Raw genomic sequence first — 26,414 nt, 5'->3', positions numbered from 1 at the left:
CTAAACCGCCTCCCCCACCTTGAAGGTGGACACAGAAGTCTGCAACTGACGGGCAACCGCCACCGTAGCCTGGAGAGAGTTGGCCACCTGCTGCGAGGCTGCCGCCGTCTGGGCGGCAATGTTGGCGATTTGCTGCATCAACTGGCGCACCGTTTGAGATGCATCTGCCTGGGCATCGGTGGAGCGGGCAATGGCCTGAAAGAGCTGGTTCACCTGCCGCGAGACTTCCACAATTTGTCCCAGGCTCTGCTTGGCTGCTTCCACCAAGCGGGTTCCCTCCACCACCTGGCCGGTGCTGGTTTCCATCGCCTGTACCACCTCGCCGGTTTCCCGTTGGATCCCTTCCACAATGCGCTCGATCTCGCGGGTGGCTTCTGCCGACTGGGCCGCCAGTGCCCCGACTTCCTCGGCGACCACCGCAAAACCTCGCCCTTCTTCGCCGGCACGGGCTGCCTCGATACTGGCGTTCACCGCCAAGAGGTTGGTTTTCAGCGCAATCTGGTTGATCAAGGACACCACCTTGGAAATCTGCTGGGAAGATTCCCCCAGCCGCTTCACCTTCTTGGCCGTTTCGGCCACCGTTTCCCGCAGTTGCAGGATGTTTTGCACTGTGCGATCCATAGTCAAGCTGCTGTTGATGGCCGTGGCGGCGGCAGATTCGGCAACGGTGGCGGCCTGTTGGGCTTTATCGGCTACCTCCTCGATTGAGAGCGTCATTTGCTCGACAGAGCGCAAGGTCTCTTCGATTTGGGTGGCCTGTCGGAGAGCGGCTTCGGCCAACTCGCGAATGGCTGCCTCGTCACGACCAATGGATTGGTTGACTTGACCGGCGGCCTGCTGCACTTGAATCACGATGTCGCGCAAGCTCTCGATAATGACGTTGAAAAAGTCCGCCATGATGCCAACTTGTCCGGCTGTTAGCTGCGCCCGCACCGTGAGATCCCCCCGCGAGGCTTCTGTGACCTCGCTGATAAGCTGCAGCAGCTCTCTTTGCAGCGCTTCCGACCGCTCCCGTTCCTGGGCGGCCACGGCTTTTTGCTCCAGCGCCCCCAGGTTACCCAAAGCTTGACCCAGGCGGTTGGCCAGCTCTGCCAAGGTTTTCTGTTCTTCGTCAGACCAGCTCTGGCTTTGGGCGCGGCCTATTGCCAAAAAACCGTAAAGCTCATCGCCACGCACCACCGGCGCTATCATCTCGGCTTTCAGTTGGGCTGTGGCCAGCCTCTGCAGGTAGTCGGCGCCCAGATCTGGCCTAGGCACCGGGCCAAAAGCGTAAACTTGCCCGCCGTGGAGAGCCTGCTGGATCGGAGCCGGGATCCTGCGGAGGAGGGTGCCCAAGGTGTCGGGCAGGCGGCTGTCGTGAGATTCAGCGATAACCTGCGCCTCTTCGGGAGCGGTCAAGCGATAGAAGGCCACTCGTTCGGCACCGAAGCGCTGGCGCATCTCGCCCAACAAGTCAGTTAGGGGATCGATCAGCTCTTGCTCTTGGCGAATCCGGGCAATATCGGCAAACCGCTGGGCCAGTCGGGTGTCGGAAACTTGTCGCTCGTAGGTGGCGTTGCGTTCCCGCACAAAGTTGCGCACCAGGATCAAAATGATCCCCCAGCTCAGCAGTAGAATCGGGAAGCTGATGCCGGAAAAGATCAAAGCCTGCAGCAGCTCTTGCTCGTAAAGCTGGACCCTGGCCTGAATGTTGCTGCGAATGGCCTCCAGGGTTTGGTTGATCCCTTCGGCGTAGATGCGCTTTTGCTCTTCGTACTCAGGGCTGTGCAGCAAGTTGAAAGCCCGTTCCTGCTCGCCGGCCCGAATCAGATCAAAAGCCTGCACTTCCCACTCCACCAGCTTGATGTTGGCTGCTGTGGTTTTGGCTGCATAGGCTTCGTAAGAGGCGGGATCCAATTGCTGAATCTCCGCCAGCACCTCATCCAACTGAGGGACATGGATGTTGTAGCGCTCTTCCCAGGACAGATCCCCGCTGGCAGCGGCCATGCGGGCAGACATGGTCAAGACTTCATCCAAATAGATCACCTGATCGCTCAGGTTTTGCAGGGTGAACTGCCGCGAGATCGCCGGCTCGAACTCGAAATAGGTGCGGGCTACGTTGCCGGCAGAGACGGCAAACAGCAGGGAGCTGATGCCCAGAGGAAAACTGATTGCCAGGGCCAGGCGGGATCCCGCGACTTTGCGTTGGGGCCGGGAAGATGGAGCAGGCCTGAGAAAGAGGGGACGGAAGGAAACCATAGAATTTTGCCTTTAAGTGAGGGTAAGTCGGGGAAAAGGTCGCCAAGATCAAGGGTTTGCCGAGGAATCAACTGAGTTGAGCTTTTGGACAATGGCAAGAGGGTCGAGCACCCAGAGAGGCTCATCCCCTTCCAACACCAGCCCTTTGCAAGAGTCGTAGAAGTTCTCCAGTCGAAAGTTGTTTTGTGCTGCCTGGGCTTTTGTTAAGGGTTGGATCTCCTCGGCGGGCACTCGAGCTACTCCTTTCACGTGTTGGGTTGCCAGGCCCAAGCCTGTTCGCACTGGCGATGCAGAGCCCCCAAATTCTGGGCGCATCACCACCAAGTGGTGTTCGGGCTGCCCAAAGTCCAAGGGCTCTAGGCCGAGAAATTGCGGCAGATCCAGTCCCCAGAGAATGCGATTGCGATAGTTGAACAAGCCCAGCACCCATGCGGGCTGGTTGGGGAGAAGGGTAAAGTGGTGCGGGCCAACAATTAGAGCTTCCTGGGCAAATGCCATGGGCAAAAGGGCCCGACAGTCTACCCCCAACTGTAGATGTAAGTACAGCTCGCCGGTACGGGTAGAAGTAGGGCTGTGTGGGGAGAAAGCTACCGCCATTGCCGTTCTCGCTCTGCCAATTCTAAGACATCTCCTAAGAACAATTCGTGATAATCACAGGGATCCTAACTGGAGGCGCAGCTCAGCAAGGACAGGAGTGGCAAAAATCATGAGCTCGGGCTGAGCACTACTGATTTCACGGCCCGCAAAATGTCTTCGCGGGTAAAAGGCTTGGTCAGATAAAGATCGATCCCTTGCTTCATGCCCCAGAGTTTGTCCAGCTCTTGATTTTTAGAAGTACAGGCCACAACGGGCAACTTTTGGGTTTCCGGGTTTTTCTTGATTTGGCGGCACAATTCCAGCCCGCTCATGCCTTCCATGACCAAGTCCGTCAGCACCACATCGGGTTTGTCGTTGCGGATCTGCTGCAATGCCTCTTGGGCGTTGGCCACCGCTACCACCTGATAGCCTTCTGAGCGGAGGTAATCGCTGATGAGCTGTCGCTCCGAGGCCACATCTTCCACCACAAGAACTTTCACCATGATCGACATCTCCTTATCTCTTTTTCGACGAACCTTTAGAGGGATCCCTAGCTGAGATAGCGAAACACCATCTGCAGCAATTCTTCCTGCCGAAAGGGCTTGGTCAGGTAATCGGTGGCACCGGCCAGGCGCGCCTTCACCCGATCGATCAGACCTTTGTGGCCTGTGACCATCACCACCGGCACATCCTTTAACACGGAGGATTTGCGGATGAGGCTGCACAATTGGTAGCCATCCACGTTGGGCATACCCACGTCCAGCAGGATCAAATCTGGCTTGAGGGTGGTCAGCTTCATCAGGGCTTTCAAAGAGTCGCTGATGGTGTGAATGACCAGGTTGTGCCCTTCCAACAACCGCTGCAACTCGCTGAGCATGGCTTCGCTGTCGTCAATACAGGCCACAATCCAGGTTTTCGAGGCTTGGGGAGATGGGCCTAGATCTGCAAGCCCGTTGGCCAGGTGAAGAGGGACGGTGGGAGTTTCTGAGGGCTGTGATTCTGTCTCAAGCTTGGCCGAGTAGGTTTTGGGCAGCCGATCAAAGGGGGGCTGGGGATCCCGCAGGACAAGGATACCGGCTTTGACCAGAGGATGTAGGCGGCGAGCGATCTGGAGGTCGTCTTGATCGAGAAGGGCGCTCAACTGGCGGAAGCTAAACCCCTTCAGTAACCGGCCTAGCCGTTCCTGTTGCTCGGCGGGAAGGCGTTCTGCCTGGGCCCGGCTGGCAAAGTAGGGCCGTTGGTAGGGGGAGGTGATCTCAGGCCCCAAAGATTGCCATGCCCGTAGCCGCTTTTGGATCAGGTCGAGCAGGGATCCCCCATCCCACTGGCCCAGGGTGGGCACGTTGTCCAGTGGGATGATCTCCTGCTGAAAGCCCCCTGGAACCAGCAACAGATTTTGCAGCACCTCCTCGCCGATCCAAGCATTCAACCTGCGCGCAGCTTCCCAAGGCAGCAGTTGCTCCGTTACCATCCAACTCAGCCCCAGAAGGTCTGCAGGTAGAGGCCCAGTCTCCTGAGCCAATAGCGCCTCCACCTGCCGATGGATGCGTAGGCAATTTTGGCGAGTCAGAGAAAAGACTTGATGGCTGAGCCGACGCAGGTGGCGATCCAAGCGCTCCAAGGGCTCCAAGCTGTGGTGAGCAAACCCCAGGCGACCTTGGTGAAACACCAATGACCAAGTGCCCAGCCCCTCCCCTTTGTCCAAGGCACTGAAATACCGAACAACTCCTGTGAAGCTGACCTCTGCGTTCAGCAGATGGGCCGAGACTTCTGTACAGACGGGGGGACGGTTCATGGGTCGAGAGGACGTGCTCGGACAATTTCCTGCGCTGAGGTTGATGACACGACTGAAGTCTTAGCTACCCCACAAGCCGGTGAAAAAATGCTTTCCAGAATACAGTTCAAGCCCAGCCCTGACCCAGACGAGATCTTTAGATGAGCCAAGCCCAACAAGACGGCCAAGGCTGCACGAACTCAAAGGCAGTTTCAGCGTTCAATTCGTATTCAGAAAAACTCTCCTCCTGGGGAGATCGATGACTATTGCTCATCAGCCAATCTCTAAAGGTGAAGGCTAGCCCTCAGATTGTCTGCTGGCTTTCTTACTCGGGAACTTCCCACGGAAAGCCTGCAAGACAAGATAAAGGTAACCCCGATAAACCTCTTCCGTAAAAATACGGAATTTAGGTCTTCTCCAATTTCCAAAGCTGCTCCAGGTGGGCTTGGCAGCGGCGCAGCAGTTGCCGACTTTCTTCAAAGCTGATCTGCTCCAAGGCTTCGGGGTAGGAGCACCAGCGGTAGGCGGCCACCTCCTCCGGTTGCACCTGCAGGGCCGGAGGAGGAAATTGGGGCGGCAACAAGGCCACGTAGTAGGTAACGGTTTTGGCCACTCGGTTCCCCTCGGGATCCGTAAAGGTGTAGGCTTCCTGCAGCGTCAGAGGGTCAGGCTGGCCGGGCAGGGTTAGGAGCTGGTAGTCGGTCAAGCCGGTTTCCTCACGCAATTCTCGCTGTGCCGCCTCCAGGTCGCTTTCGGAGCCATCCTTGTGCCCTTTTGGGAAAGCCCAATGCCCCTTCTGGTGCTGGATGAGCAGATACAAATGAGAAGAGCCCAGTCTGGGAGCTTCCTGGGCGGGTGGGTGGGGCAGGATGGGGATCACCCCATAGGCAGCATCTATCAGCATTGGGGAACTAATCTCCGAAGAGTCTGATGGCAGGCGGCCTGGGAGCGAAGACCTCATTGGGATCCACCCGCGGGCGCTCCACCCCTTGCAGGGGCGAGAGGGGACGGCCTGTGTCGAATTGGAAGAGATAGATGGGCAACTGGTCGCCGCCCAAAGGCAAGAAGGCCAAGGTATCGATCTGGGTTAATGCGTTGCGGCTGGCCGGTCGGGTTAGGTTAAAGGCAGCGATGCGGTCTGCCAAGGGGGTATCTGCAGCCGTGCGTCTGCCCAAGCCCAGTCTGAACTGTTGGTTACCTTGCTCGTCCACCCCCAAGGGTTGCACGTCCCCTAACTCAATCGGGGATGGACTCCCTGGCAGGCCGGCTACCACCGGCGGGGCATCTACAGGGGGCTGCGAAGGCAAAAAGCGCAACTCCCCACCTTCCGGTAGGATTTGGTAGTCCTGATAGTCGTGCTGGATGGAAAGAGATCCCCTGAACACGCGGCGGTTCAGGCCCTCCAGGGTCCAAAAGCCATAGCCCAAATTGATGCGGGTGCTCTCCGGCAGCCAGTAGCGCTCCCCTCCCTCTGGAGCTGGCACCGCCGTAAACCCCATCAGGACATAGGCCTGCCCCCACACCCCCGACAAAAACAACAACACCTGCCGCGGCAGCCCCGACTGCGGATCCAGCCACAGCTCCCGCAACTGGCCTTCCTGAATGGGCTCTAGGCGCAAGTGCTGGACAGGGGATCCAGCCAAATCCACCCGTTCTGAGGAGAGGACGCGGTAGCGGCTGGGATCCGCCTTCAAGTAAAAGCTCACCGAGGGCAAGAGGGCTTCCGGTCGGCTCACATACACCGAGTACAGCTGCAGCAGATCCGACTGGTTCACCACTTCCAATTGGCGCGAATCCAAGAGGCGGATGCGATCCCCTTCGGCGACCCAAGCCTGCCAACTGCCGTCGCGGCGGTAGAGCACATCCAACGTGGCTGTGAAGGTTTGGGATCTTTCTACCCGCACCTGCTGGCGATATTGCAAGTTGGGCAAAGGGGGCAATTGCTCTAGAGCGGCGTTGTAGCGCTCCAGCCAAGCTTGGGGATCCTGCTTAGGGCTGGCAAGAGAAGAGGGAGCCGATTGGGCCACGGCTGGATCCCCTGACGGCAGACCGACCAGTCCCGTTGCCAGGAACACCACCCCGCCGAGATAGCCCCAGCCTCGAAGGGATCCCTGCCGCTTCCTAAATTGGGAGGGTTCAGGGAACATCAGCTCACCTCGCAACACCGCTCTTGCTGCCCTTCTTGCCACTGCTTCTGCCGGGATCGGAGCGCTTCCCACGACCGTGAGTAACCCTTTGGAAGGGATCCCTACTCTCTGCCCGCCGATTGAGTACGCCTATTCAATGGAAATGGATTGGGGGCCGTCGGAGCGACCGGAAGGCGGGGGCTCCTCCACCCTCAGCCCCTGGGACTCCAGCCAACTGCGCAGCGGATCTTGCTTCACATCTAAACGCAGCAGGCCGCTGAGAAAACCGCCACAGAACGGAACAGGATTGCTCAGAAAGGTCTTCCAGACCTCATTCATCTCCATAGCCGCAACACCAACCACCCCCCCAATCCTAGCAAGGCCGGCAGGTGGGGATCCCCTCCCTTGGCTAGACGGCAATCAACTTCTCTCGGTTTATGTTCTGCAGCACACTAAAAATGCTGTTGCCAATGCGCTGGAACTCTTTACTGCTTTTGTCGGCAAAGTGCAACACCCAAGGGAGCCTGCAAGGCTGAAACCCACTAGCAGGATGAAGCTGGGAGAGATGGTAAGTTTGTATAGCCAGAACTTCCAAAGGAGTGTTGCCGTGTTCATGGACAACTCGCAGCGGTCTTGCGCTGCCAATTGGCACCGAGGACTTCTTAATGGGCTGGCTTGTTACGAGCATAAATGACCTTCGTTCATGGTCAAAAATGACAGTGCCCATTGCAGCATCTTTATATCTGCCTTCTTCTTGAATCCCCATTCTTCCCGCGCCACTTTTGCGCACCCCAACAATATCCACAGCAATCTTTTCTTTTCTTAGTTCCTCAATTGTTTTATCAAATTCGCCTCTTTGAACTAAGCCATCCCTCATCAAAAGAATCTTTCTAGGGTATCGATGAAATTTTTTGTAGAATCTATTGACGAGCTTGGACACGGTTTGATAAATTGCCTCGCCGGAAAAAGTTTCTCCTCTTTGTATATCGGGCAACTCCCAGCCTAAGCTTTGACCATTGGCCAGTACCGCGAAGGCAGAGGTTCCGTAGTAAAGCTCTCGATTCGTCCCCACATCAAAACCAATGGTAAGCTCGGAGCACTCAGGATGATCGAGGGGTTCAAGCAACACGGGTTGCCACGCAGCTTTACACAGAAGTCCTAGTACGACATTTAGAGCTTTGTAGGGGTCAGCTCCAGGAATCATAAACTGAGTTGCTATTCCTGCTCGAAGTGCTTGCAAGCGGATCTTTTGCTTGTGCTCATTAGGCGACAAGGGCATGACAACCAGAACGGTTTTGATCCCTTTGTCGGCCCAGCTTTGCCAAAACCTCTGTTGAGCAAGGTCGCCTTCAGGCAAATCTTGACGGGTTGCGTAAAAGTCTATTTTAACTCTTGCTCCGCTCTTTTTAGCTACTTCAAGTAGGCACTTGCGAACCTCAGTAGGATACTCACGTTTATTATCGTCAAGATTTAGAAGTCCAAACTTTGTCTCGCCAACTCTTGCACATCCTTGGTACCTAACTCTGGCTGGGTTCTCGATTGCTTGATTGTTGCGACCCAGTAGTCTTGGCCTTGGCAGGATATAGCCCTCTATTTTCAGAGGCTGAATTCTCTCTTGAGCAATGGGAGATTTGTAGATTCTTCTTATGATAGTCTCTGCAACTTTTTTAGACTCTTGAAGTCTATATTCTAAACTTTTTCTAAAATGCTCGATGACCGAAGCACTGACTTTTTTACCAGGATTTCTAGCATCTTCTATGCTGGCCAGCATCTCCAAAGTTAAGACAGGCGATAGCCTTCGAGACAGATGGGGAAAACACCCTCGACCTGAAGATACTTCGACTACCCAGGAGCTTTCCACTTCCTCTCTAGGTGCACTGTGCTTCTGCAAATGATACTCCGCTAGACTCATGTTCAGCTCTGGCAATTGAATCTCCCACGGCGACTGTTTGGAAAGGATACCCAGATATTCCCAAGTCTGGCGTTTATCGTATGTGTTCTGGACCCGATGGATCGGGACATCTGGATAGTTCTTAAGCCACTCATGCAAGGTCCATGGCGTGTAGAAATGGTACTGAACATCTATCTCTATGTACAGCTCACTGTCCTGGTTGACAACAACATCTATTCTTCTTCCTTCGTGGATTTTCCAACCCTCTCCACAATCAACTTCTTCCTTGTTCCACCAAAGTAAGCTGCCTCCTGATGTTTCAACTTCGGTTTTCCCAGAGTACAAAGATTTGAGACACAGCCGTAGCCTCCTACGCTCAAAGCTTTCGAGGGCATCTTTTTCTTGGACATTGGTGCAGTTTAGAACTCTCTGTCCAATTTCCTCTAGTTCCCCGTCCTTTGTCTTAAGTTTATCGGGGTCAACCTTTTCCCGAGCTATAATGCAGCCCTCTAGAGGAACAGCCACTACACCTAGCTGATTACAAATCTTGGAGAGAGCCCTCTGCTCCTCTCCTAGATCTGGAAGAGGGTTTGGCCTGCAACTATACTCATAGAAGGTGAGCTCTTCTTGAGTTAGCTCCTTGACGAAGAAGCGATTAAGAGTAACCTCAACTTTCTTCTGGAGTAAATTCATTGGCAGACTCTAGTTTCAAGTTTCTCTCTAGGATCTCTAGGATAAGCTCTAATTCTCCTGCTCTTCACGAGGGATCTCCAAACAACCCTGGCGGGGCCAAATCTTCGCTGATCGCCTCTGCCTGAAACCGACCGCTCATGCCCACCACCTGCCACTCAGCACTGCGATCCCCCTGACGGAAGCGCAGCCGTCGGGCTCGCAAGGGCACCACTTCTACGACTTCTACCGGAAAGTGTTGGTATTCGCCCAAGTACTCCCGGTAATCCGGGGGTAAGTTTGAATGACTGTGGATTTGAATCCAAAACACCCGTCCCGCTTCGTTGCCATAGGCGCGGATCTGCTCTTGACCTCGGTATTGCTCCACCCCGCGCAGCCGCTGTCGTCCCACCTGCACAGACTCAGCCCACTCCGGCAAGGGATCCCCTAAGCTGATCGACCAAGCCGGCCCGCTCAGCCCTAGCCAACAGAGCAGCAGTAGCCCCCAAACCCAAGGCCATCTGTGCGGCGTGCTGTTCCCGGTTTTCAAGGCTCGACCGAACATGGCAAGTTTTTCTCCGCAATTGAACCCAACGTTAACGTTTGGGATGGTTCAAAACAACTTTGTCTCAACGCACGCGAAAGCCGATCCGCCCGCCCTCAACATCGAAGGCAACGTCGATATTGAAAAACAGCGGCATGCCCAACAGTTGCACCCCCTGGTTGCCGTTGACGAAAATCCGATCCCGGCTGGGCGTAATGGGAAAGCCAACCCGAATGCGGTAGTCAAAAGCCCCCTCCAGCACAGCTCGCCATTCAGCGCCGGGGGGCAAGGTCGAGGTGGAGAAAGGAGCTGCCCCCAACAGCCTGACATTGAGAAAAATGTCGGAAGAACCACTGTCAAAAACGGTGGGGCTGAGGGCATTTTGAATGGAAGTGTTGCTAATGCTGTAGGCCACTTGCAAAGCCTCATCCCGCCAGATGGGTGTGCCATCGGGAAAGCTTCCCACCTGGGGAAACTGCCGGAAATTGAAGCCGACGGTGTTGGCAGCCGTTAGGCCAACCGTGAACAGGCCCTGGGTGGAGTTGAAGCCCCCCGTTTGAATAATGTACCCAGAGCGGAAATTGCCCGGAAGGCGGGTGAGCGGACTAAACAGCTCGCGGTCGGGGCTGCGCTCATCCAAGGACGTGCCTAGGATCCCGGCGAAGGGCCGCCCTTCTCCAAACAAGTTCTCTGAACAACTGGCCACCAGGGCGTCCACACAGGTGATCCGGTCGATCAACTGAATTGTTACCGGCTCTCGACTGGGGATCCCGCCTATGCTGAAGGGGGCGCGGGCCAACACGCCGATAAATTGCGTGCCATCTCCAAACGTCACAGTGGAAGGGATCCCCGTCCGCTCCAGGCCAAAGCGACCTGCTGCTGTCGCTATGATGCGCAAACCTGCCGAGCCGGTATCCAGTAACACCTCAGCTCCGCTCCCGGCCACCCCCACTGTCAGGCCCAGGAGCTTGAAGCGGCTGTTGCCCAGGGTACGCACCGGCATGGGAATCGACTCGGTTCCCGGTTGAGGTGGGAGAGGGATCAACGCAGGGGGGGAAGCCACAGATTCCCCCTGGCCAGAACATCCGGCACCGAGCAGCAGCAAGGCCAAGATCCCAACTAGGGCGATTGCCATTCCCCAAGGGCTGTGCCAAGCCCGCCCAGACCGTGGCTCATTCTTTGGGCTTGACCTCGCCTGCATTGAATACCCACACTGAATTAAAAGGAGCCTAGCCCGGTTGCAACCGGTAAACAGCACGCTCAAACCTGGGGGATTTGGATCCCGGCCAAGGACAGTGTACACAAAGCTGGCTGAGGGAGAGTGCGCAATAGCGCTGTCAACTGTGGGGTTGCAGGGCTGGCTGGGCCGAAGCCTACAGCAGCAGCTCTGCCTGCCAATCGACTACCTTTTGGAAGCGAAAAGCGCCCGCCAGGGCCCCCCAAACCTGTCGGTGGGTGATGGGATCCATCCCTCGGTCATGGCTGCAAAACTCGCTCTCGCTCAGGTGCAAGGTGGTCTGCAAATAGGTGGCTTGGCCGTTGCGCACCACGCAACACCGGCACCCCGGCTCCGTCGCGCCGATGAAGAGGGATCCCTGCCTCTTCACCTGCACATCACACCCCTCTAGATAGGCCAAATCGGCAGCCCTCAGTTGACTCAGTTGGTCTGCCCTCTCCCGAGCACAGCCCCGCCACCGCTGCGGCTCCAGAGGGCGGTAGTTGCGAATCAGGATCCCATCGCCCGCCTGAGTCAACTCCACCACCGCCTGCCGATAGGGATCCTCCAAATGGCCGCTGTAGGCTTGCTCCACATAAAAGCCGATCCCGCCCAAAACTTGGGCCGGCAAGGGGCGATAGGCCACTCGGATTTGGGCAAAAAACGGTGGATTCTCCCAGGCTTGCTCTTGGTTGCTGAAGTCTCCTGCCAGCCAACGCGCCATCTGCAGCAGCTCTGGGGAAGGAGTGCGATCCAACCCAATAGGCATAAGCGGGCATCCAGAACTTCTGTAGAAGGTGTGTACCGAAAATCTTAGGGAATCGAAGAGAACCTTCTCAGATTTTGCCCCAACCTCAGGCCCGACCGAGGATTGCAGCAAGTGTTAAATTATGTATCCTTTATGAGAATGTTCGCTCCGATACTGAAAATGGATCCCTTGCAAGCTGCAAAGCCGCGATCGGGGCTGACATCTTTGTTCATGTTGTAAAGCTAGGTCAAGAAACGTTCTCTTTTGTAAAAAACTGCCGCTACGAAAGATAGGGAGCATTGGCCGGGATCCCAGATGGGAAACAGATTGAAAACCGATCTAAGCCTTTTTGCGCGAGGTAAAGCCGATTTACATTTTTTGATTTCATCGCTTCTTGCCTTCGCGGTAGAAAAAGACTGGAAACAAGGCGAGCCAGCTTCTTCTCGTCTGCCAGTTGAGGTTGCCAGCAGCGGCTGAGGCTTCTTGTCCAAGTCCGATCCCGTAGATGGTGGCCTGGATCTGGGAGCGAGCTTCGCTTACTCATCTTGGTTCTATCGGCTTTGATCCCGTCGGCGGTTCTGTGAGTTAAACAGCACCTCTCGGCACTGGGGATCCAAGCGGTGTTGCATTCCTGGCCGGCAGGTGCTCTCTTGTCCGCTGCAGGGAATGTGGATTCATAACCTCTTTTACTTTCGCTAGGGAGATTCAAAACCATGAACGATGTATTTGGCAAAGTGGTTGCCCAAGCTGACTCCAAAGGCGCTTTTTTGGGAGAGAACGAGTTTGCCGCTCTCCAGCAGGTAATTGCTGAGGGGAACAAGCGTTTGGATGCTGTGAACCGCCTCACCAGCAATGCCTCCAAGATCGTGACCGATGCCATCCGTCAGTTGTTTGCCGAGGAGCCCAATTTGAACGCTCCCGGTGGGCCTGCCTACCCCAGCCGCAATGTGGCTGCCTGTATGCGGGACATGGACATTATTCTCCGCTACATCACCTACGCCGTGGCAGCCGGAGATGCCAGTGTGCTGAACGAGCGCTGCTTGAACGGCCTGCGGGAAACCTATCAAGCCTTGGGCACCCCCGGTAGCTCGGTGGCCAACGGCATCCAAAAGATGAAAAAGGCTGCGGTGGCTGTGGTAAACGACCCCAACGGCATCACCCGGGGGGACTGCAGCGCTCTGATTGCCGAAATCGAATCCTACTTCGATCGCGCTGCTGCCGCTGTGGTTTGATCCCTTGTGGACTGAAGTTTCTGTTGTGTCCGGATCCAGTTGTGAAGACCTCTCTGGGATCTAAGACAACTCGGGTTGGCAGGGGATCCCTAGAAAAGCAACTTTTTTTGCAGCGATTTTGCAGTTGAGACTTTGCAGCTTTGGCCTTGTTCTTTGCATTGAGCTTGAGTTAAGTAAAGGAGCGTTTTGAATCATGCAAACCCCAATTGTTGACGCCATCGCCACTGCCGACAGCCAAGGGCGCTACCTGAGCAACAGCGAATTGCAGGCCATCAATGGCCGTTTTCAGCGGGCTGCCGCCAGCATGGAAGCCGCCCGAGTTCTGAGCAGCCGTGCCGACGAGCTGGTGCGCGGTGCCACCGAAGCCGTTTACGCCAAGTTCCCCTACACCACCCAACCCGGTGGGCAGTGCCACACCCAAGCCGGCAAAGACAAGTGCGCCCGCGACGTGCGCCACTACCTGCGCTACATCACCTACTGCTTGGTAGCCGGTGGCACCGGTCCTCTGGACGAGTATCAGTTGGCCGGGATCCGCGAAATCAACGCCGCTTTTGAGCTCTCCCCCAGTTGGTTCATCGAAGCCCTGCGCTACATCAAAGCCAACCACGGCCTGACCGGGCAAGCGGCCACCGAGGCCAACACCTACATCGACTACGCCATCAACGCGCTCAGCTAAACCCTTGGCTTGGGATCCCTCTAAAAGGGTGACGCCGGCTAGCCAGTTGGCTCATCCCACAAGCCGAGGGGGATGGCGAGGGAAAGTTGTTGAGGGCAACGGTGGTGAGCCTGCTACGTTGCGGAGAGATACGTTTGACCACGTGGGTTTGCGGATCAGTCTCCCCAATAGGAAGGCGCCACTGTTGCTCTTCTGCAGCTTGGGGCTGCCGATTTTTGATTTCTAATTTTAGTTTTCGATTTCTACAGTCGTTTCAGGCTAGGGTGAGACGCCTGGGCTATTGATCGCGCCAGCGGGACGGAGTCCTTGAAAAGCCTTTTGGCCCCCTGCATTATTGCTCCGCAACGCCGACGCGACGACGCAACCAACACTTTAGGTGTGGGTGCAATGTCCTAGCTTGAATCGAAATGACCCTAAACGCAAGCTTGTTCTCAATCTGTGTCCATTCAGTTCAATCGGGGGAATTAGCATGAGTGCAATTACAGCGGCAAGCCGGATGGGGATCCGGGGCATTACGGAGACCACCCCACTGGAGTTGCGCCCCAACGCCAGCCAGGATCAGCTCAATGCGGTGCTGCGGGCCATCTACCGTCAGGTGCTGGGCAACGACCATTTGTTTGGGGCCGATAGGAAGGAGCTAGCCAGTGCGGAATCGCTGCTACGCCAGGGCAGCCTGACGGTGCGGGAGTTTGTGCGATGGATCGCCAAGTCCGAAGCCTACAAAAAGCGGTTTTTCTACCCCAACTCGCAAACCCGGGCCATCGAGCTCAATTTCAAGCATCTGCTGGGACGCGCTCCCACCAGCCCCAAAGACATCGCCCGCCATTTGGACATCTACCAATCCGGCGGCCACAGCGCGGAGATCGATTCCTACATCGACAGCCCAGAATACCTAGAAGCTTTTGGAGACAACATCGTCCCCTACCCGCGTGGGTTTGAATACCGCAAGGCCCATTCCACCCGCGACTTTACCAATCTCTTCGCCCTCTACGGGGGCTACGCCAACAACGACCGCTCCCAAGGGCCCAGACCCCGTTTGATGATGCCTTTGGCCACCGGGTTTACCCCGGCCATTCGCCGCATTGGGGTGCGGGGCCTGCTGCCGCCCAGCCCCATTTCCAAACACCTGGGGCCGCCAACGGGCCAGTCGGATCGCATGTTCTGTGTGGAAGTGACCCGACTGCTGAATCCGCCTTCGGCGCTGGCCACTTCCAGCCGAGTGCGCAAATCCAACCAGCAGATTTTCGTCTCTGCCGATCAACTGTCGGCAACAATGCAGCGGTTGCTCAAATCGGGCGCCAAGATCGTCAGTGTCCGCAGCGCTTGATCCCTTCTCGGTGTCTTCTCCGTTGTCGATTCCATGACCACTGCTGTTCCTCTGGATCCCAATCCGTCAGTGGATCTCACCCCGGCTGGACAAATCGCCAAGCTGCGCCACGGGGATCCAGGGGAACGCTACTATGCGGCTTGGTGGCTGGGGCGCATGCGCATTGCCGAAGGGATCCCTGCCCTGATCGAGGCCCTGGCCGATGAAACGGATCGCACCGCTCAAGGGGGATATCCGCTGCGGCGCAACGCTGCTCGTGCTTTGGGTAAACTGGGATCCCTCGCCGGGATCCCTCCCCTGAAGGCGGCTTTGTCTTGCTCTGATGGCCAAGTGGTGGCAGCGGCTGCCCAGGCGCTGGTTGAGATTGCCCTTGCCAACAACCTCCATAGGGATCCCGACGAAGTGGAAAAGCTGGGATCCGCTTTGCTAGAAGGGCTGCGCTTTGTGGAGCAAGGACTGCAGACGGAAGCCCAAGCCGCCCTAGAAGCCATTGTCGAGGCTCTTGGACAACTGCAAGTGACCGCTGCTCTGGAGCCAATCTGTCCCTACCTAGAGCACACTTCCATCCGTTTGCAATGTGCGGCGGCACGGGCCTGCTATCGTCTCACTGGGGATCCGACTTTTGCTCAGCGCCTGCTGTCGGTGTTGAATCACCACAACATCCATCTGCGGCGGGCTGCCCTTTTGGATTTGGGGGCCAGCGGCTATTTGCCGGCAGCACAGGCCATTGCGGCGGCGGCGGTGGAGGCCAACCTGAAGCTCCTCGCCCTCAAACAGTTGGTGGAGATCAACCTAGAACATCAAAAGATCCCCGGTGCTGAGCTGCAGCAGGTGCTGCGGCTGATCGACGAGCTGCTGTGAGCGGTGGTGCTTCTGGGCCCTTGCTGTTCACATTAGCGGGACGGAGTCCTTTGCAACTGACCTATCAAGGCATTGCCCATGAGTTTGTGCATCCCTCTGCAGCGATTCAAAGCCGTCAGAATCTGTCCGCTCGGCACCAGGGTTGGGCTCCGTGGCTGTAGCACTGCCTCAGCTAGAAATCGCAGGAGCCCCGCACTGTACCCGTAGGGTCAGTGTCGGGAGGAATGCGCTTTGATGAAGTACAATGAACTTATGAGCCAAGTCCTGACCATATCCTGCAAGCTCAAGGTGTCCCCGTCGCAAGCCGCCAAATTGGACGAGACATTGGATGCTTTCGGCCAAGCCTTGAATTGGGTCAACCAAAACACGCCAGAGAAAGTCGTCAACGCCGTTAAGCTCCAGTCTCTGTGCTACCGCGAAATCCGTGCCCGGTTCGGCTTATCCAGTAACTTGGCAAGGACTACGTCCCGCTTACGCGACCAGCAGGTCTGCAGACGGCTGGCCGGTGCCCGTAAAGTTGCCCAACAGAAAAACCGTCCGGTCAAAGCGTTCAAGAGAGGCTTTGCGACCTACGATGCCCGTGTCTTTTCGTTTCGCGAGAAAGACTGGACGGTGTCGCTGACCACGGTGGAGGGTCGGGAGCGCTTTGGGCTGGCGATTGGCCGCTACCAGAGAGAACGGCTGGCGGGCTCCAATCCCAAATCTGCCACTCTGGTCAAGCGTAAAGACGGCTCCTACTCCATTCAAATCTGTGTGGAAACGGAGCCATCCCCACCGCAACGCACGGGTAGAGTGCTGGGGGTGGACTTGGGAAGGACAGATATTGCCCATACGTCAGAAGGGGATAACTGGAATGGACAGCAGTTGAACAAAGTCCGAGACCACTACTCTCGATTGAGGGCGGCACTCCAACGCAAAGCCAGTAAGGGCACACGCAGTTCGCGGCGCAGATGCCGTCAACTGTTGCAACGGCTGTCTGGCAAGGAGAGACGCTTTCAAGCGTGGGTTAATCATCGCATCTCCAAAGCTATTGTCTCCAGGGCAAAAGCTACCAACAGTGCTATCGCTCTGGAAGACCTGACAGGGATCCGGGAAAGGGTTAATCAACAGCCGCGCAGCAAAGCCGAGCGACGAAGGGCCAACAGTTGGGCGTTCTACCAACTACGTCAGTTTCTGGAATACAAGGCGAGGGTTGCAGGGGTTTCTCTGGTTCTTGTGCCGCCTGCTTACACGTCGCAGACCTGCCACCGGTGCTTACACATCCATCCTGAGCAGGGCAAGTCCTACCGCAGTGGCAAGTCGTTCAAGTGTGGGCACTGTGGATGGGAAGGGGATGCGGATTTGAATGGTGCGAATGTGATTGCGCTCTTGGGGGCTGCCGTAAACCAGCCTGGAGGTCCGGGCTTGTTTTGTTCTCTGGTAGAGCAGAGCAGGCTCAGGGCTACTGAAAGCCCGCTCCGTACCGCTTAGCGGTCGGAGTCGGGTAGTTTACTTTGTTGTTGAGGCAGTGGTTGGGGTGCAGGACACAAGGTAATGGAGGAGTCTGCCACTCAGGAAGAGATCCCTGGGGGATCTCCTTCAGCAGGGCCATCCCGTTCGTTGATGTCGGTGGCGGGCTTGGTGGCCGGGGCGACCTTGCTCAGTAAGGGCATAGGCTTTATTCGCCAAGCTTTGATTGCAGCAGTGTATGGCTCGGGGCCGGAGTACAGCGCCTTCGGGGTAGCCTACATCCTGCCCGGTTTTCTGTTGATTCTGCTGGGAGGGATCAACGGCCCTTTTCACAGCGCCATCGTCAGTGTCCTCAAAAAGCAGCGGGATCGGGACAGGGAGGATGCGGCTGCCTGGCTGGAATCCATTTCCACCTTGGTAGGCTGCCTGCTCCTGCTGGTCAGCTTGGGCCTTTGGTGGGGAGCGGACTGGGTGGTGCGCCTGAATGCGCCGGGAGCCAGCCCCGAAGTCCATGCTCTGGCCGCTGCGCAACTGCGGATCATGGCCCCTTTGGCCTTGCTCTCCGGGTGGATTGGCATCGGCTTTGGAGCGCTGAATGCTGCCGAACACTACGCCTTGCCTGCCCTTAGCCCGCTGATCTCCAGCTTGGCGGTGATCGGGATCCTGGTCACGCTGGGATGGACGGGGATCCCAACTTTGCTGGCCTGGGGCGTGCTCATCGGGGCCATTGCCCAATGGTTGGCCCAAGTTCCGCTCCAGATGCGGTTAGGGCTGGGGCGACTGCGCCTGCGCTTTGAGTGGGGATCCCCGCAGGTACGGGCGGTGGGCTTGCTGATGTTGCCGGCGGTGATCTCCTCCGGGATGATCCACATCAATGTTTATGTGGATCTGTTTTTTGCCTCTTTCGTACCTGGGGATCGCACCATCGGCAACTTGGGATATGCCCAGCTTCTGGTACAAACGCCGCTGGGGATCCTCTCCAACATGGTGCTGGTGCCCTTGATGCCTCTCTATGCCCAGTTGGCAGGGGATGGATCCCGTTGGCCGGAGCTGCGCCAGCGTATCCGCCAAGGGCTGATGCTTACGGCAATTGTGACCCTGCCCCTGTCGATGCTGTTGGTGGCTTTGGCCGAGCCCATTGTCCAAGTGGCCTACCAGCGGGGGCGCTTTACGCCGGAGGTGACACAAGAGGTGGCAGCCCTGCTCATGGCCTATGGTCTGGGGATGACCGGTTACCTGCTGCGGGATGTGCTGGTGCGGATCTTCTATGCCCTGGAGGATGGGGCTACGCCTCTGCGCATCAGCAGCATGGCCATTGGCCTGAATGCCCTACTGGACTTTCTATTTTTGCAGGCTTTTGGAGCGCCGGGCATTGCCTTGGCCACGGCGGGGGTTAATCTGGTGGCGCTGATCGGTTTGGGAATCCGGCTGCACCGGCACCTGCCGGGGATCCCTTGGCAGGAGATGGGACAAGCCCTGCTGCCGTTGCTGGGGATCACCGTCTTGGCCGGGGGGCTCAGCCATTGGCTGTGGAGGCAAATGCGCCCGCTGGAGCTGTTGGGATCCCCGCTCCTCACCGCCGTCATTGGGGCCGGGTTGGCCGCAGGGTTGGGCGTGAGCCTGTTTGCCGCCGGAGCTCTCTACCTGCGGATCCCAGAAGTGGAGTGGGTAGCAGCCCGACTGCGGAAACGGGTAGGACGCTGGGGGAGCCAGTGGGCAAGCCGGAACTAGCTGATAGCTTCCAGGTAATCTCGCACGCGGTTGCGCCGCTTCGGCTGACGCAGCTTCTGCAGGGCTTTGGCCTCAATTTGCCGCACCCGCTCCCGCGACAGATCCAAGGCGCGACCGATTTCCGCCAGCGAATAGGTGCGCCCATCCCCCAAGCCGAAACGCATGCGGATCACATCCCGCTCGCGGCTGGTGAGATCCGAGAGCAACTGCTGTAGATCGCGATGCAGGGCTTCCCGCATCATGGTCTCTTCTGGAGAAATGTCGTCAGTTTCCAGCAAATCCCCCAGTTCGGTGTCCTTGTCTTTGCCCACCTTGGTTTCCAGAGAAACCGAGCGGGGCACCCGTACCAACAGCTCGCGTACTTGAGGCGGCGTCATCTCCAACTCGGAGGCGATGTCTTCGATGGTGGGGGTGCGGCCCTTTTCCTGGGAGAGCTTGCGCTGCGCTTTTTTGATCTTGTTCAGCTTCTCGGTGATGTGAACGGGCAGGCGGATGGTGCGGCTTTGGGTGGCAATGGCACGGGTAATGCCCTGCCGGATCCACCAGTAGGCGTAGGTGCTGAAGCGGTATCCCTTTTTCGGGTCAAACTTTTCCACCGCTCGCTCCAGGCCCAGCGTACCCTCTTGGATCAGATCCAGCAGCTCCAAGCCGCGGTTTTGGTATTTTTTCGCCACCGACACCACCAGGCGCAGGTTGGCCTTGATCATGTGCTCTTTGGCACGCTTGCCAATTCGCTGAACCTGCTGCAGCTTTTCAGGGGTCAGTTGCGCCCACTCGGGGTACTGGTTGGCCTTGGCCACCCATTCCGCAAGAGTGGGATCCCGTCCCAACTCTTTCTGCAAACGCAGACGCAAATCCAAGAGCTTCATGTAGTCTTGGACTTTTTGGGCCAGGGCCACCTCTTCATCGCGCCCCAACAGAGGAACACGACCAATCTCCTGTAAATAGAGGCGCACCAGATCGGTGGAGCGGCGGGTCGGCTCCTCTTCCAGTAGCTCGCCATCGGCCAGATCCACCTCTGCTTCTTCGGCGGCCTCGAGGAGATCGGCGGAGCTATCCAACAAAATGTCGTTGAGTTCAGGTTCGTAGTTAGACATGTAGGGTGTTGCTGATGTAGCGACAGAGGTAGCAGTTCAGTGGGCTGAGAGAGGAATGGTCAGTGATGTGGAGCAAGTTAAGCTTAAGTGTTCCCCAACGGTAACTTCGCGCCTGCTCAACGCCTTACAGCAGTCAGAGGAAATCATACATTGACCTCTTCCTCAACCGGACCTCCTGCCCATGCCCCATAGGGAAAGGCTGAAGTAGCAGCGGAGGGGTCACACGGAGAGCGTGAGCCCCTTATCATAACTTAATTATAGTTGCATTTCTCAGCCCAGAGACATGAGAGCCAGCGTAGGATCCCCCCAGTTCAACCGTCACCGCCACTGCGAAAAAGCGTATTGCCCTCAGGGTGAACCCAGCAGCTCGTCCTTGGGGGAAGTAACCCATCCATCCTAGAGGGTCTAAACTTCAAAGGTAGCGTGTAAATTGCTTTGCCTATTCCAATCTATTCGATTCTATTCGATGAACTGTTCCCATTCACCTATCCCACCCAGCTGTGGGGGAGCCAGACTCCCCGAACAGGTCAACCCCCTTCCTCTGGGCGGACTGGGCTCTGCTCAGGCACTTGGGTTGGCCATAGCGCCGCTGACGGGGGAAAAGGTTTCAACCTTGGCGTTGACGACTCTATTGGCCATCGGTCTATTCTTTTTTCTGCGAGCTGCGGGCAAGGATCGCGTGGAGAGTCGCCTCTACTTTAGCAGTCGCAGCCTGGAAGAAATGGGATCCGCTCTACGGGAGCACTTGGAAAGGCGTGGCTATCGTCTCCAGTCCGCCGATGCCGAGGGGATCGCCACCTTTGCAGGGCAGGGTCAGGCTAGCGTGGGGCTGGCCCTTTTTTTGACGGGGCTGGCGGGGACGGGACTGGCCTGTTTGGCCTTGGTGCTGCAGACCCTTGAGCCGGGGTGGGGAGCTTGGCCCTGGATGGTGGTGCTGGCTTCTCCTTGGGCGGGTTGGTACTACCGGCAGCGCAACCAACGCCCGGAGCAAATCCGCCTGAAACTGCAGGAAGCCGACGAGGACTCTGTCCCGCTCTCGTCCTGGGAACGAACGCCAACGGCTTCTGGATCCCATCTGTGGGTGGAGGGGCATCGGGATGAGCTGGATGGGCTGGCTGCAGCCCTGGGGTTGCAAGAACGGGATCTGGATTAGGGGTAGGGGAGTCTAAGGCCAATCGGGAGAGAGAGGTGCTGGGATCAAAGACAGTTGATCCCCAACGGCGGAATCGGGGCTGCGATTGGGAGCGGGCTCTTTTTTGCAGTTCTTCTGGGCAGGTTGGCTTTTTCCTTGGTTGCGCAGGCCCAGGCCGATGCGGCTGTGTTTTTCCACCAAGGCCAGCACCTGTTCGGCCCGCTGGATTACCGGCTGGGGCAGGCCAGCCATGCGCCCCACCTCAATGCCATAGGAGCGATCTGCCCCCCCAGGCTGTACCTGGTGCAAGAAGATGATGCGATCTTGCAATTCCTTGACCACCACCTGGAAGTTGGCCACGTTGGGCAGCAAGGTCTCCAGTTGGTTGAGCTCGTGGTAGTGGGTGGCAAAGACCGTACGGGCGCGCACCTGAGTGGCCAGGTATTCCGCCACCGCCCAGGCAATGGAAAGGCCATCAAAGGTAGCGGTGCCTCGGCCAATCTCGTCCAGCAGCACCAAGGAGCGCTCGCCGGCGTGGTTGAGGATGTTGGCGGTCTCGTTCATTTCCACCATGAAGGTGGACTGGCCGGTAGCCAGATCGTCCACAGCGCCAATGCGGGTAAATACGCGGTCGCAGAGGCCCAACTCTGCCCGCCGCGCGGGGACAAAGCTGCCCATCTGGGCCAGGATTTGGATGAGCCCAATTTGCCGCAGGTAAGTGGACTTGCCGGACATGTTGGGGCCAGTGAGGACAATCAGATCCGGGCCGTGGGGGGATCCCAGTTGCACCGAATTGGGCACGAAGAGGCCCTGGGGCAGGGATTTTTCCACCACCGGGTGGCGACCCTCCTCGATGATCAGCCGGCGGTCTGTTGTGAGGAGGGGACGGGTGTATCCCTGCTGCACTGCCACTTCCGCCAGGCCAAACAGAGCATCGACGGCAGCCAGGGTCTGGGCCACTTGGCGGATGGCTTCGGTCTGGGATCCTGCCTCTTGGCGCAACTGCACAAACAGCTCGTATTCCCGCTGGTTGATGTCGGTTTGGGCTGTGAGGATGCGGGCCTCTTTTTCTTTGAGCTCGGGGGTAATGAACCGCTCTTCGTTGGTCAGGGTTTGCTTGCGGATGTACTCTTTGGGGACTTGGTGGGCCTTGGCGCGGCTGATGCTGAGGTAGTAGCCGAAGGCCTTGTTGAAGCCCACCTTGAGAGTGGGGATCCCAGTGCGGTCGCGCTCGCTTTTTTCCAACTGGGCAACCCACTGGCGGTCTTGCTCCACCTGCTGCCGCAGCCTGTCCAGCTCGGGATCCACGCCGGCTCGGATGAGGCCCCCCTCGGTGAGCACAGGGGGAGGGGAGGGCAGGAGGGTGTGCTCGATGCGTTGGCCCAGCTCAACCAGGGCGGGATCCACCTGTTGCAGGCTTTGCAAGAGGGGAGTCTTGGCTTCCCCCACCAGCTCGGCCAACTGGGGCAGTTTGCCCAAGGAGGATCCCAAGGCCACCAGCTCGCGCGGGTTGGCGGTGCCCGATCCGACGCGGTTGGCCAGCCGCTCCAGGTCGTACAGAGAGTCCAGGAGGGATCCCAGGCGGGCCCGCAGAGAAGGGTTTTCCAAAAGCTCTTGGATGGTGTCTTGGCGAAGGCGGATTTGCTCCGAATCCCGCAAAGGCTGCATTAGCCAGCGCCGCAAAGTGCGCCCCCCCATGGCTGTACGGCTGTGATCCAGCACCCAGAGCAGGGATCCGACAAAGGATCCCTCGCGGATGGTCTGGGTGAGCTCCAAGTTACGCCGGGTTTGGGCATCCAAGATGAGGTAGTCCGTGAGCTGGTAGGTGCGCGGGGGAGGCAGGAGCGGGTGGCCTCCCTGGGGAGAAGGCTGCAGCAGGGTCTTTGGTGCTACGCACCGCTGAGGCGAATGGGTTTCTTCTAAGTAGTGCAAAAGCCCTCCCGCTGCTCGCACCGCCAGAGGCAATCCCTCACAGCCCAATCCTTCCAGAGAGCGCAGGCCGTAGGTCTGCATGAGGTTCTCCCGCGCCACCGCCAGTTCAAAAGGTTCGGCTGGGCGCAGGGTATAGGCGTATTGGTTGGGGAGACCCAGGGGCTTCTGGGGATCCCCTGGACGGATGAGGCCTAGTCCCAGCCCCTCCTCGGTGGGCAGCAAAACCTCTGCCGGCTGCAGCCGGGCCAGTTCCTGCTCCAGTTGCTCTTGCCCCTCGCTCTGACACACCCAGAACTCGCCGGTGGAGATATCCGCATAGGCTAGGCCCCAGCGGCAGGGAGCCTGCTTCGATCCTTTGAACCGCACGACGGCTGCCAGGTAGTTGTTTTGCCGCGCCTGCAGCAGCTCCTCTTCGAGGACGGTGCCAGGGGTGATCACCCGCGTCACTTCCCGCCGCACCAAGCCCTTGGCCTGATCTGCCGGCTCCATCTGGTCGCAGACGGCCAGGGCATAGCCTTTGGCCACCAACTGGGCAGCGTAGCGGTCGAAAGCATGGTAAGGGATCCCGCACATGGGCACCCGCCCTATGGCCCCTGCTTCCCGCCCGGTGAGCACCAGCTCCAGCTCCCGCGACACCCGCTGGGCGTCCTGGAAGAACATCTCGTAGAAATCCCCCAGGCGGTAGAGCAAGATGGCGTGGGGATACTGCCGCTTCAGCTCCACATAGTGCTGCATCATGGGGGTGAGCAGGGTGGGATCCACCTCCAGGGCATCCCAAGTAGGCTCGGCGGAAGAACTCATGGCATCAAAACGTGGGCAAGCAATGGGCTGAAGGTTCGGAGTCTAGCCAACTCGGGCCGACCAGCTTGGGCCATTCTAGATCCAGGTCTAGATGAAGTTTGAGACGTTTCCCCAGCCCTTCTCCCCTGATTCCCATTTCGCGGTTGGTTGCCATGACCTCGCTCAGGGTAGTTGGATCCCCCCTGAGGTAAGTCTGAATGGCTGGGCAGAGGCGCTGCCCGGTCTTGTCCAAAAGCCCTGAAGCGCAAGAGGGAGAAATTTAGGCACAAGCTATTGAAACTGACTTGCAACATCCAAGAAGCCTTGCTATTCTAGCGACTACGTTTTGTTGAGTTTGACTTTCAATAAAGCTCGGGAGGGAGGCCTGGCCAACTTGGCTGAGTTTTCCATCCCGACCTTGCGGGCGGAGGGGGTTTCTTGGCCTCAGAAGGCTCTCTTCCTGGGCAAAGCTCGAGAGGTTTTCCCGGTGCTGGTCGATCGCGAGTGTCCGTATACAGAGGTTGAGGGGGGCAGAGGCTGGGGGCAAAGAAAGCGGCTGCTCTCGCCAATCGGTTTGACCTGTTTGCTATTGAGTTTCATTTTCCTAGTACTTTTGGTCTCGATTGCTTTGGGATCCGTTCCCATGACTTTCCCAGAACTCTGGCAAGCCCTGTGGGGGCAGGGGGATCCCATTCGGCAGACGATTGTTTGGCAGTTGCGGCTGCCGCGGGCGCTCTTGGCCCAGTTGCTGGGGGCGGCTCTGGGGATGGCAGGGGCCCTGTTGCAGGGGATGCTGGGCAATGGGCTGGCGGATCCCTACCTGCTGGGCATTTCGGCGGGGGCGGGCCTGGCGGCGGTGGGGTTGCTCACCTTGGGAGAGTGGACGGCTTGGGTGCCCCTGGCCGCTTGGGTGGGCGGGGTGCTGACTACCGTGTTGGTGTACGGGTTGGCGCGTACTCCCTCGGGACTGGCGGTGGAGCGGCTGATCTTGGCGGGGGTGGCCGTCAGCGCCCTGTTTGGGGCCATTAGCTCCACCTTGTTGTTGATGGCAGATGACCGGGTGCAGGTGGCTCTCACCTGGTTGATCGGCAGCTTGAGCGGGCGGGGCTGGCCAGAGGTGCAGGTGGCCGGGGCGTATATCCTGGTCGGCTTGGGATTGGGATGGGGGCAGGCGCGGGCTTTAAACCTGCTGAGCTTGGGGGAAGAGATGGCGGTGAGCTTGGGGATCCCTCTGGCGCGGACGCGGGTGGTGATTGGTCTGGTGGCGGCTTGGCTGGCGGCAACCGCTGTCAGTGTGGGGGGGGTGATCGGCTTTGTCGGTTTGGTGGTGCCCCACATGGTGCGGCAGGGGGTGGGATCCGATTACCGCTGGCTGTTGCCCCTTTCTGCCTTGGCAGGGGCGACCCTGCTGAGCGGTGCCGACATCCTGAGCCGTTTGGGCCCGATAGAGCTGCCGGTGGGGATTGTCACCGCTGTGATGGGGGCTCCCTTTTTCGGCTGGCTGCTGCGGCAGCAGGGGGCGGGGCGATGAGAGAGCCCATCCTGCAGGTCGAGGACTTGAGCGGGGGCTACGGATCCCGGACGGTGGTGCGACAGGTGAGCTTCAGCGTGCAACAGGGGGAATGGCTGAGCATTGTCGGCCCCAATGGTTCCGGCAAATCGACGGTGCTGCGGCTGTTGAGTCGGGTTCTGATTCCCCAAGCTGGGCGCGTGTACCTGGACGGTCGGGATCTGCACACTCAACTCACTCCCCAGCAGGTGGCCCGGCAGTTGGCTCTTTTGCCCCAGCAGCCGAGGATCCCGGCAGGGCTGACGGTGCGGCAATTGGTGAGTCTGGGGCGTTCTCCCCACCAGCCCTGGTGGGCGTGGCAGTTGACGCCGGCGGATCGGCAGCGGGTGGAGTGGGCTCTGGAGCAAGCAGGACTGGGATCCCTGGCGCTGCGGCGGGTGGAAACCCTTTCGGGGGGCGAGCGGCAACGGGCTTTTCTGGCGTTGGCTTTGGTGCAGGAGCCGCAGGTGTTGCTGTTGGATGAGCCCACCACCTTTTTGGATCTGCGCCACCAACTGGAGCTGCTGGAGCTGTTGCAACGGCTGAAGCAGGAGCAGGGCCTGACGGTAGTTACGGTGCTGCACGACCTGAATTTGGCCATTCGCTACAGCGAGCAGATTGCCTTGCTGGGATCCGGCCAGATGCAGGCCCTGGGGTCTCCCTTGGCGGTGTTGACCCCCAGCCGGGTGCGACAGGTGTTTGGCCTGGAGGTGGAGTGGATCTCGACTCCGGTAGGGCCACAGCTTTGCCCCCTGCGCAGCACAGCTCCAGCGGCAGCAAGGCTCCTCTCCCTGCCGGTGTCAGGGTGCTGAGGGAGGGTTTGTCCGGTTTTGCAGTGAATTTTCCCTGTTGTGGATTTCGAGGAG

Annotated in this window: 23 protein-coding genes; 10 read left to right on the top strand and 13 right to left on the bottom strand. The window is 58.2% G+C overall.

The window, feature by feature from the left end; translation table 11 throughout:
* The 11 genes from ACVWYZ_RS00365 to ACVWYZ_RS00315 all read right to left on the bottom strand — a co-directional run bounded on the left by ACVWYZ_RS00365 (position 1) and on the right by ACVWYZ_RS00315 (position 11,803).
* Positions 1-2,238: a methyl-accepting chemotaxis protein gene (locus tag ACVWYZ_RS00365; protein WP_457465439.1), complete on the bottom strand. Its 2,238-nt coding sequence runs from the start codon at positions 2,236-2,238 to the stop codon at positions 1-3.
* Positions 2,239-2,286: 48 nt separating this feature from the next.
* Positions 2,287-2,835, bottom strand: coding sequence for a chemotaxis protein CheW (locus ACVWYZ_RS00360; RefSeq protein ID WP_011430974.1), 549 nt, complete (start codon positions 2,833-2,835; stop codon positions 2,287-2,289).
* A 107-nt stretch (positions 2,836-2,942) separates the two neighbouring features.
* A complete protein-coding gene (locus ACVWYZ_RS00355) occupies positions 2,943-3,317 on the bottom strand; it encodes a response regulator (protein WP_011434291.1) in 375 nt (124 codons plus the stop codon).
* Positions 3,318-3,364: 47 nt separating this feature from the next.
* Positions 3,365-4,609: a response regulator gene (locus tag ACVWYZ_RS00350; RefSeq protein ID WP_011434290.1), complete on the bottom strand. Its 1,245-nt coding sequence runs from the start codon at positions 4,607-4,609 to the stop codon at positions 3,365-3,367.
* 385 nt (positions 4,610-4,994) lie between these two features.
* Entirely contained in the window at positions 4,995-5,492 is a 498-nt protein-coding gene (locus ACVWYZ_RS00345) for a bis(5'-nucleosyl)-tetraphosphatase (RefSeq protein WP_457465437.1), read from the bottom strand.
* 7 nt (positions 5,493-5,499) lie between these two features.
* The gene (locus ACVWYZ_RS00340) at positions 5,500-6,807 is read right to left on the bottom strand and encodes a hypothetical protein (protein WP_457465436.1); all 1,308 of its coding nucleotides are present in this window, start codon (positions 6,805-6,807) and stop codon (positions 5,500-5,502) included.
* Between the two features lie 57 nt (positions 6,808-6,864).
* A complete protein-coding gene (locus tag ACVWYZ_RS00335; RefSeq protein WP_238376814.1) occupies positions 6,865-7,077 on the bottom strand; it encodes a hypothetical protein in 213 nt (70 codons plus the stop codon).
* Positions 7,078-7,123: 46 nt separating this feature from the next.
* Complete coding sequence (locus ACVWYZ_RS00330) at positions 7,124-9,298, bottom strand: argonaute PAZ domain-containing protein (RefSeq protein ID WP_457465434.1); 2,175 nt, start codon at positions 9,296-9,298, stop codon at positions 7,124-7,126.
* A 64-nt stretch (positions 9,299-9,362) separates the two neighbouring features.
* On the bottom strand, positions 9,363-9,839 hold the full coding sequence (locus ACVWYZ_RS00325) for a hypothetical protein (RefSeq protein WP_457465433.1): 477 nt from the start codon (positions 9,837-9,839) through the stop codon (positions 9,363-9,365).
* Positions 9,840-9,903: 64 nt separating this feature from the next.
* Positions 9,904-10,881, bottom strand: a complete 978-nt coding sequence (locus tag ACVWYZ_RS00320; protein ID WP_457465431.1) for a hypothetical protein — start codon at positions 10,879-10,881, stop codon at positions 9,904-9,906.
* A 310-nt stretch (positions 10,882-11,191) separates the two neighbouring features.
* On the bottom strand, positions 11,192-11,803 hold the full coding sequence (locus ACVWYZ_RS00315) for a CpcT/CpeT family chromophore lyase (RefSeq protein ID WP_457465430.1): 612 nt from the start codon (positions 11,801-11,803) through the stop codon (positions 11,192-11,194).
* Between the two features lie 294 nt (positions 11,804-12,097).
* Here ACVWYZ_RS00315 and ACVWYZ_RS00310 point away from each other — a divergent pair, with 294 nt between their 5' ends.
* The 7 genes from ACVWYZ_RS00310 (at position 12,098) to murJ (ending at position 19,058) form a co-directional block, all read left to right on the top strand.
* Positions 12,098-12,259: a hypothetical protein gene (locus ACVWYZ_RS00310; protein WP_414349720.1), complete on the top strand. Its 162-nt coding sequence runs from the start codon at positions 12,098-12,100 to the stop codon at positions 12,257-12,259.
* A gap of 236 nt (positions 12,260-12,495) precedes the next feature.
* Entirely contained in the window at positions 12,496-13,014 is a 519-nt protein-coding gene (locus ACVWYZ_RS00305; protein WP_011434282.1) for a globin family protein, read from the top strand.
* 193 nt (positions 13,015-13,207) lie between these two features.
* The gene (locus tag ACVWYZ_RS00300) at positions 13,208-13,690 is read left to right on the top strand and encodes a globin family protein (RefSeq protein WP_011434281.1); all 483 of its coding nucleotides are present in this window, start codon (positions 13,208-13,210) and stop codon (positions 13,688-13,690) included.
* 469 nt (positions 13,691-14,159) lie between these two features.
* A complete protein-coding gene (locus ACVWYZ_RS00295) occupies positions 14,160-15,017 on the top strand; it encodes a phycobilisome rod-core linker polypeptide (RefSeq protein WP_414332161.1) in 858 nt (285 codons plus the stop codon).
* A 33-nt stretch (positions 15,018-15,050) separates the two neighbouring features.
* Complete coding sequence (locus tag ACVWYZ_RS00290; RefSeq protein ID WP_457465429.1) at positions 15,051-15,878, top strand: HEAT repeat domain-containing protein; 828 nt, start codon at positions 15,051-15,053, stop codon at positions 15,876-15,878.
* Positions 15,879-16,130: 252 nt separating this feature from the next.
* Positions 16,131-17,348 carry an RNA-guided endonuclease InsQ/TnpB family protein gene (locus ACVWYZ_RS00285; protein WP_457465428.1) on the top strand — a complete coding sequence of 406 codons (1,218 nt, stop codon included), beginning with the start codon at positions 16,131-16,133 and terminating at the stop codon, positions 17,346-17,348.
* Positions 17,349-17,411: 63 nt separating this feature from the next.
* On the top strand, positions 17,412-19,058 hold the full coding sequence (gene murJ, locus ACVWYZ_RS00280; protein ID WP_457465426.1) for a murein biosynthesis integral membrane protein MurJ: 1,647 nt from the start codon (positions 17,412-17,414) through the stop codon (positions 19,056-19,058).
* Here murJ and sigC read toward each other — a convergent pair.
* Complete coding sequence (gene sigC / locus ACVWYZ_RS00275; protein ID WP_414408483.1) at positions 19,055-20,155, bottom strand: RNA polymerase sigma factor SigC; 1,101 nt, start codon at positions 20,153-20,155, stop codon at positions 19,055-19,057. The two genes, murJ and sigC, sit on opposite strands and share 4 nt — an antisense overlap.
* Before the next feature lie 613 nt (positions 20,156-20,768).
* Here sigC and ACVWYZ_RS00270 point away from each other — a divergent pair.
* Complete coding sequence (locus ACVWYZ_RS00270) at positions 20,769-21,308, top strand: cofactor assembly of complex C subunit B (protein ID WP_414417356.1); 540 nt, start codon at positions 20,769-20,771, stop codon at positions 21,306-21,308.
* Between the two features lie 12 nt (positions 21,309-21,320).
* On the opposite strand, the gene mutS is transcribed toward ACVWYZ_RS00270, so the two are convergent.
* Positions 21,321-24,020 carry a DNA mismatch repair protein MutS gene (gene mutS, locus ACVWYZ_RS00265; protein WP_457465425.1) on the bottom strand — a complete coding sequence of 900 codons (2,700 nt, stop codon included), beginning with the start codon at positions 24,018-24,020 and terminating at the stop codon, positions 21,321-21,323.
* 466 nt (positions 24,021-24,486) lie between these two features.
* On the opposite strand from mutS, the gene ACVWYZ_RS00260 reads away from it, so the two are divergent.
* Complete coding sequence (locus ACVWYZ_RS00260) at positions 24,487-25,530, top strand: FecCD family ABC transporter permease (protein WP_414424714.1); 1,044 nt, start codon at positions 24,487-24,489, stop codon at positions 25,528-25,530.
* Positions 25,527-26,360 (top strand): ABC transporter ATP-binding protein, encoded by an 834-nt coding sequence (locus ACVWYZ_RS00255; RefSeq protein ID WP_414408480.1) that lies wholly within the window; start codon positions 25,527-25,529, stop codon positions 26,358-26,360. The genes ACVWYZ_RS00260 and ACVWYZ_RS00255 overlap by 4 nt, the downstream gene beginning before the upstream one ends.
* Positions 26,361-26,414: the final 54 nt, after the last annotated feature.

The sequence above is a fragment of the Thermostichus sp. MS-CIW-37 genome (assembly GCF_054060065.1).
This window is presented reverse-complemented; position numbering and strand designations above follow the sequence as displayed.

Excerpts from the sequence above, each read along its gene's own strand:
- ACVWYZ_RS00330 (WP_457465434.1), bottom strand. The coding sequence starts at position 9,298 with ATGAATTTACTCCAGAAGAAAGTTGAGGTTACTCTTAATCGCTTCTTC.
- ACVWYZ_RS00290 (WP_457465429.1), top strand. The coding sequence starts at position 15,051 with ATGACCACTGCTGTTCCTCTGGATCCCAATCCGTCAGTGGATCTCACC.
- ACVWYZ_RS00345 (WP_457465437.1), bottom strand. The coding sequence starts at position 5,492 with ATGCTGATAGATGCTGCCTATGGGGTGATCCCCATCCTGCCCCACCCA.
- ACVWYZ_RS00365 (WP_457465439.1), bottom strand. The coding sequence starts at position 2,238 with ATGGTTTCCTTCCGTCCCCTCTTTCTCAGGCCTGCTCCATCTTCCCGG.
- murJ (WP_457465426.1), top strand. The coding sequence starts at position 17,412 with ATGGAGGAGTCTGCCACTCAGGAAGAGATCCCTGGGGGATCTCCTTCA.
- mutS (WP_457465425.1), bottom strand. The coding sequence starts at position 24,020 with ATGAGTTCTTCCGCCGAGCCTACTTGGGATGCCCTGGAGGTGGATCCC.
- ACVWYZ_RS00355 (WP_011434291.1), bottom strand. The coding sequence starts at position 3,317 with ATGGTGAAAGTTCTTGTGGTGGAAGATGTGGCCTCGGAGCGACAGCTC.
- ACVWYZ_RS00360 (WP_011430974.1), bottom strand. The coding sequence starts at position 2,835 with ATGGCGGTAGCTTTCTCCCCACACAGCCCTACTTCTACCCGTACCGGC.
- ACVWYZ_RS00255 (WP_414408480.1), top strand. The coding sequence starts at position 25,527 with ATGAGAGAGCCCATCCTGCAGGTCGAGGACTTGAGCGGGGGCTACGGA.
- ACVWYZ_RS00285 (WP_457465428.1), top strand. The coding sequence starts at position 16,131 with ATGAGCCAAGTCCTGACCATATCCTGCAAGCTCAAGGTGTCCCCGTCG.
- sigC (WP_414408483.1), bottom strand. The coding sequence starts at position 20,155 with ATGTCTAACTACGAACCTGAACTCAACGACATTTTGTTGGATAGCTCC.
- ACVWYZ_RS00315 (WP_457465430.1), bottom strand. The coding sequence starts at position 11,803 with ATGCCTATTGGGTTGGATCGCACTCCTTCCCCAGAGCTGCTGCAGATG.
- ACVWYZ_RS00350 (WP_011434290.1), bottom strand. The coding sequence starts at position 4,609 with ATGAACCGTCCCCCCGTCTGTACAGAAGTCTCGGCCCATCTGCTGAAC.
- ACVWYZ_RS00305 (WP_011434282.1), top strand. The coding sequence starts at position 12,496 with ATGAACGATGTATTTGGCAAAGTGGTTGCCCAAGCTGACTCCAAAGGC.
- ACVWYZ_RS00300 (WP_011434281.1), top strand. The coding sequence starts at position 13,208 with ATGCAAACCCCAATTGTTGACGCCATCGCCACTGCCGACAGCCAAGGG.
- ACVWYZ_RS00325 (WP_457465433.1), bottom strand. The coding sequence starts at position 9,839 with ATGTTCGGTCGAGCCTTGAAAACCGGGAACAGCACGCCGCACAGATGG.
- ACVWYZ_RS00295 (WP_414332161.1), top strand. The coding sequence starts at position 14,160 with ATGAGTGCAATTACAGCGGCAAGCCGGATGGGGATCCGGGGCATTACG.
- ACVWYZ_RS00310 (WP_414349720.1), top strand. The coding sequence starts at position 12,098 with ATGGGAAACAGATTGAAAACCGATCTAAGCCTTTTTGCGCGAGGTAAA.